At 64.3% G+C, this 6,072-nt stretch carries 3 protein-coding genes; 2 read left to right on the top strand and 1 reads right to left on the bottom strand.

The window, feature by feature from the left end; translation table 11 throughout:
* Nucleotides 1-1,254 (top strand): tetratricopeptide repeat protein (locus AC5IJH_RS06050; protein ID WP_491901907.1); only part of this gene is annotated, 1,254 nt, incomplete at its 5' end.
* Nucleotides 1,255-1,275: 21 nt separating this feature from the next.
* On the top strand, nucleotides 1,276-1,872 hold the full coding sequence (locus AC5IJH_RS06045; RefSeq protein WP_491901906.1) for a hypothetical protein: 597 nt from the start codon (nucleotides 1,276-1,278) through the stop codon (nucleotides 1,870-1,872).
* 95 nt (nucleotides 1,873-1,967) lie between these two features.
* On the opposite strand, the gene AC5IJH_RS06040 is transcribed toward AC5IJH_RS06045, so the two are convergent.
* Nucleotides 1,968-6,062: a protease pro-enzyme activation domain-containing protein gene (locus AC5IJH_RS06040; protein ID WP_491901905.1), complete on the bottom strand. Its 4,095-nt coding sequence runs from the start codon at nucleotides 6,060-6,062 to the stop codon at nucleotides 1,968-1,970.
* Nucleotides 6,063-6,072 lie beyond the last annotated feature (10 nt).

Genomic DNA, 6,072 nt, shown 5'->3' with positions numbered 1-6,072 from the left:
AAAAAAACGATCGAGTACCTGAAGGCGGACACGCTGAACGTGGACCTGTTTGCGTTGGCGAAGCCGGACGGGACGGATGTGATGGCGCCGCTCGGAGCAAAGCCGTTCACGCTGCATCCAGGTGACGAACTGCAGGCGATGGTGGTGATCCAGAACAAGGGCATCGGTCACACGCTGATCCCCGAGCAGCGCGATATGTACGAGGCGTGGGCCGAGTTCGAGCTGAAGGACGCGGATGGGAAGGTGCTGCATGCGAGCGGACGCATTCAGCCGGATGGGTCGCTGGACCCGGAGGCGCACAGCTTCGTGACGCGCCTGCTGGACAAGGACGGCGCGCTGCTGACGAAGCATGAGATCTGGAACCGCCGCACGACCGCGACGGACGCGACGATGCGACCGGGCCGCTCGACGCTGGTGCGCTACGGCTTCCGCATTCCGAAGGACGGGAAGGGTCCGTACACGCTGACTGCCAAGGTGAACTATCGCCACTTCAACGAGGCGTTCACCCGGTTCGCGCTGGGCGACAAGCACCCGGCCTATCCGGTGGTGGAGATGGCCGTGCGCAGCCGCGTGCTGAAGGTGGGCGAGAACGCCGCCGCGCCGGCAGAGGCGAAGGACAACGCGGAGTGGATGCGGTGGAACAACTTCGGCATCGCGCTGCTGGACCAGGCGCAGTACGCGGAGGCGCGGGACGCCTTCAACGAAGTGCTGAAGCTGCGGCCCGACTACGGCGATGCGTACACCAACCTTGGCGTCGTGTACCTGCAGTGGGAGCGCTACAGCGACGCTGCGGAGAGCCTGAAGCAGGCGCTGACCCGCATGCCGGGCGATGCGCGCGCGCTGTATTACCAGGCGCTGGTGGATCGCAACCAGGGCGATCTCGATGCGGCCGTGACTGATCTGAAGCAGGTCGTTGCTGAGTTCCCGCGTTCGCCCGATGCGCATCGCGAACTGGGTTTCAGCTACTACCAGCAGCACAAGTATGATCTGGCGCGGGTTGAGTACGAAACCGTGCAGGGGATCGAGCCGGACGACCTGTCCGCACACTACAACCTCGCGATCATTTATCGGCGCGAGGGCGACAAGCAGAAGGCAGCGGCGCAGGCCGCACTGTTTGCGGATGAGAAGGATGATCCAATGGCCAGCACCGCGACGCTGAGCTTCCTGCGGGCGCACCCGGAGCTCTCTGGCGAGAGCGTGCCCTGGCACCTGCACACGGCCGATGAGACAGCGGCGTCGGCAGAGAAGAAGTAGCCGTACTGTAAGCTACCCACCATGAACAAGAGACCGTCTGTTGCACGAAGGGCAGTCCTCTCCGTCCTCTTAGCGGGCGCGATGGGTTCGGGGGTCTGCAGCGTACCGGTGCCGGCGCAATCGGGCTCCAATGCAACATCCGCCGTCAGCAAGGCGAGCCCGGGAGTCCTGAAGGCCGCCGACCTGAGCAGCCTGTTTCCACCGCAGGTCTTTTATCGCGGCCAGAGTGCCTCGGTGCAGATGCGCAACAGTGGCGGTGTCCGATACAGCGACGGCCTGCTGACCATGATGGCGCTGGTCGATACGTCGGGCTACTCGACGGGCGTGCAGCAGCGGTATCAGGCTTACCTGCTGACCGAGGTGCCACTACGCATCGGTGGCGAGGGCAATCGCACGCTGCCGCCTGGAGCGTATGGAGTCGGCTTCGTCGAGAATGATCGCTTCGTGGTGATGGATATTGGCGATCACGAGGTGCTGAGTGCGACGAGCCAGCAGGATGCGGCCCTGCACCGGCCGACGCCGCTGCAGGTGATGGAGGCGGCGGGCAACACGGCGGAGAAGGGGACTTACCGCCTCTATGCAGGTCGGCGATACGTCACGTTTGCTCGCACGAAGTAGCAGATGACCGGCTGATCGCGACATCCAGATCATCGCGACATGAAGAAGGCCACGCTCGATGAGCGTGGCCTTCTCCGTTATGCGCGGAGGAGCGGTTAGTTGTAAGCGCCGACCACGACCTGGACCGGCAGCGTGTGGCTGAGGGCCTGGTTGGTGGTGCTGCTCGCAGTGACCAGGACGGTGTAAGTGCCGGCTGGTACCGCAGTGCCGGTGGTTCCGTTGCTCCCGGTGCCGCTGGTGCCGCCTGCATTCGTGGTGGTGAATGGGTAGGTCTTGCCGGAGCCGGTGGTCGCGCCGCATCCGGTCATCCCAATGCCAACCACCATGAGGGCGACGGCGCCGAGCATCGACTGCCAGTTGCGACGGCGTCCCGGCAGACCGAGCAGGAAGAGGCAGGCAAGGGTGGTGCCGCCGGTGGCGAACCACCAGGGCGAACCCGGCAGGGCGGGGGGAGTGTTGGCAGCCACGCTGTAGCCGCTGGCGGCGCCGACATAGAGCGGCAGGGTAATGAAGCCCGGTGTCGCGCTGCTGGCCGCGAAGGTGACGCTCGCGGTGGTTGTGCTGAGTGCGTTGTTGAAGCCGCAAGCCAGGCCGGACGGAGTTGAGTGGACGCCGGTCGGGCTGGTGTAACCGATGACGCTGCAGCTCAGGTTGATGGGCGTGGTGGAGTACGCGCTTTGGAAGTTATAGATCGAGGTCAGGCGCAGGTTGAAGGCGGCCTGCGTGGTGGGCGCGATCAGCGGATTCTGCTGGTTGACGGTCAGGTCCGACTGGAGAGAGAAGTCGGCCGACGTGCGGTCATCCATGATGGTGATGGTCTGGCTGGCGCTCGAGGGGTCCGATTCCTGCGACAAGTCCCCGGAGGCCCAGCCGTCGTAGACCACATTGATCTGCACCTGTCCGGACGGCAGGTTCAGGTAGCCATTGAGCTGCGGCATCACGAAGGTCGCATCGCCGTTCTTGTCGATAGCGAGGCCACCACTGCTGAACCCGTTGAACTTCGAGACAGGTGGCGTGAGCTGGATGCCGTTCGCGTAGACGATGAAGAAGCTGGACTGCGGGCTCGACGCCTGGACGTGAAGCTTGAGCGTCAACGAGTCGAGTGCAGGGTAACTGCCGCTGAGACCGTACGAATCCGTGATGGTGAACGTGGTGGTCGTCGGCGAGTTCGTGGTGGTGGCGGTGGTGGAGGAGAAGGGTACAGCGGCGGAGGTGGAGGCGGTGTAGTTCACCTCGGTCGAAGCCGGCGTGTACGTTGCATTGATCGTGCCGGTCGTGGGCACATCCGCCTGGCCGACCGTGGTGCTCGCGGTGGCGATTGCGTTGCCGCTTGGATCGAAGCCGGGCACCAGGGTGACGACCTTCGGGGTCTTCGTGTTGAAGGTCACCGTGCCAGTGGGCGATGTCGCATTGCTGGGCAATGTAGCGGACTGAACGACAGCCGTGATGCCGATGCTGGCGGTGCCTGCGCCGGTATCCGTCTCTGCTGCATTGATGGTGGTGGTGGTGGCGGCCTTCGAGACAGTCACGCCGTAGGCGGCCGTCTGGCAGGCGCCAAAGCCTGCATCGCCGTTGTAGGCGAGCGCGATCGAGTGCGCCCCGTACGAGAGCAGGTTAGAGCTGAAGGTAGCAGCTCCCTGCGAGTTCAGCGGAATGGCTGTGATCTGACGCCGCACACCGTTGTAGGTGTCGAACACGCTGAGCGAGCCAGAGTCGAGGGCGACGTTGTTGGGGTTGGTGGTGCTGTAGGCCTCAGCGGTGATGATCACAGGCGAGCCGTAGGGGATGGTCCCGCCACCAGCGATGTTGTTTTTATAGATCTGGATGAAGCAGGGCTCGGGCTGGATGGTGATCTGGTAGGGAGCCGAGGTGCTCGGTGCGTAGGTGCCGCCCTTGACGGTGTCACCGGCATAGTGGGCGTAGAGCTTGTAGGTGCCGCCGGGTAGCTGGTTGTAGCTGCTCTCGGTGGCCGTGCCGTTGCTTAAGGTAAGGGACTCAGTGGCCTGCTGTGAGGCGAGCGGGCTGGTGTTGAAGATAGCTACCTCACCGGTCGGAACCGTATTGCCGCCGGATGCGCTGGTTGCTTTGACGATGAACTCAAGCGAGGTACTGTGCGGGGCGCAGTTGCTGATGGTCTGGGTGACGCCGTTGACCACCGACTTGCAGACCGGGGCCAGGTTGGTGGCGGGATCGAGCACAGTCAATGTGACATTGCTGGGCGTGGTGTTCGGCGCGGCATAGTTGTTGACGAAGCTGGTGATATCGAAGCTGCCGAGGCCAGTGGCAGCGTCGTAGCCGCTGCCCGCTGTGTAGCCGGTCATGACGGCGCCCTTGCCGCAATTGTTGCCGCCGGAGCAATCGACCGCCGTGCTGCCGATGGTGATGTCGTGATGCAGCACGTTCGTGCCGGTCAGCAGCGAGTAGAGGGCGGGGTTGACATTGCCCAGACCGTAGCGCGTGCCCGCGTTTTTATTCGCGACCGTCAGTGCAACGGCGCCGGCGAAGACCGCAGCCGAGGCTTCGGTGCCGCCAGAGTAGGTGAACTGCGGCGTGTTTCCAGTGCAGTCGGTCGATTGCATACAGAACAGGTACGCGGTCGAGTTGTAGCCGAGCGTGTCGTTCGCGCCGCTGCCGGCAAAGAAGGCGACGTCCGGGAGGATGCGGGCCGTTTTGCTGATGGCCGCGGCCTTCGTATTGCTGCTCTGGTAGGAGGGGATGGGCTCGGGGGTGGCTGTGCCGTCGAGGCCGATCGTGCTCACACCGCCGCCGCCCGCAAGCAGGACGGAGGGGTTCGCCTGGTTCGTGCTGTCATTCCAGGCCTGCTCCGGGATGTAGCCGAGGGCCGAGGTATAGGTGCCGGAGTTGGCGGCGCCCCAGTAGGTCAGTGGCGTGACAGCGTAGTAGAAGTCGGTACCGCCCACAGCGGTGACAAAGGGCGAACTCGCGTACTGGTTGACCGCAAAGCCAGTGGTGGCTTTGGCGGCGGTGCCGGGGACTTCGCAGCCGGCCGGGCCGGAGTTGCCGGCGGCGGCGACGACCGTGATGCCCTGGGCGGCAGCCTGCTCATAGATCTGATTGATCAGCAGTGTTTCGCCGGTCTGCTTGCCGACGGTTGACTCGCAAGCCTGGTAGCCGACCACGAGGACCTGAATCTGGTTGTCTTCGACGGCGCGGCCGAGGGCGAAGTTCAGGCCGGTGTCGTAGTCCGTCGTTGCTGATGTGTAGTAGTAGAGGCTGGCATTGGGAGCAACGGCGCTGAGCAGCTCCAACTGCTTGTAGGCGATGTAAGCGTCGCCGGTGATGCCGGGATCATTGCCGTCGACCACGACCGTGATCGGGGCGGGGGAGAGGCCGAAGACTGAGCGGTAGTTGTTGATGTAGGAGACGTTGATGTCCGAGTCGCCGACGACACCGATGGTGACATTGCGGCCACCGGCTCCAACGCCCGTGGACGCGGAGGGCACGTCGTAGATGTTGGCGAGGTCGCCGGGGGTGACGCCGAAGACGGTGCCACCGGCCGTCGTGTAAAGCGGCTTGACGGTGTGGGTCGCACGATCGAGCGTGCCCTGGCGGACGGGAGCGGCCGTCTCGGCGCGGAAGTTGTTCAGCGAGGAGAAGCCGCGCACGACTGACGCGAGGGCTGCCGGGATCCTGGGGCTCGCATTGTTGGCGTAGAAGGTCTTGCCCTGGATGGCGTAAGCGTGGATCTCGGTGCCGAAGGTGGAGCGGATCTGATCGGCGGTCGCGGTGACCTCAATGGAGAGGCGATTGCTCGAGACGCGGCCAACGTTCATGCCGCGCGAGGAAAGGTAACCGCGGATGGCCTGAATATCCGAGTCGGCGGCGCCGAAGCGTTTGCCGTATTCCTCGGGCGTGAGCCACTTGTGATAGCTGGGCGACGTCGGATCCTGCTGCGCCGCCATCAACGTCTTCAGAGCCTGCTCCTGCTCATCGGAGCGGCCGAGCACGAGCAGCAGGCGGCCCGTGTTGCCGCCGGGCACTGGTCCGCGATCGAACTCCGCGCGTGCCCAGGGATGCACTGAGTTCGGCAACGAGACCACTGCCGAGCTGTCGATCTGTCCCGCAAGACGGGGCAGCGCCTGTGCATTGGCGATCGCGGCGCTGGCGGCGAGCAGCAGGGCAGCACCAGCAGTAAGTCTCTGAGCGAAGAACGAAGATTTGTGAGCCATAGCCATCCTG

Source organism: Candidatus Dedyshia acidiphila, assembly GCF_051025295.1.
In the GTDB taxonomy this organism is placed as follows: domain Bacteria; phylum Acidobacteriota; class Terriglobia; order Terriglobales; family Acidobacteriaceae; genus KBS-83.
Note: the sequence above shows the minus strand (reverse complement) of the source record. Positions and strands in the feature narration are given on the sequence as shown.

Excerpts from the sequence above, each read along its gene's own strand:
- AC5IJH_RS06045 (WP_491901906.1), top strand. The coding sequence starts at position 1,276 with ATGAACAAGAGACCGTCTGTTGCACGAAGGGCAGTCCTCTCCGTCCTC.
- AC5IJH_RS06040 (WP_491901905.1), bottom strand. The coding sequence starts at position 6,062 with ATGGCTCACAAATCTTCGTTCTTCGCTCAGAGACTTACTGCTGGTGCT.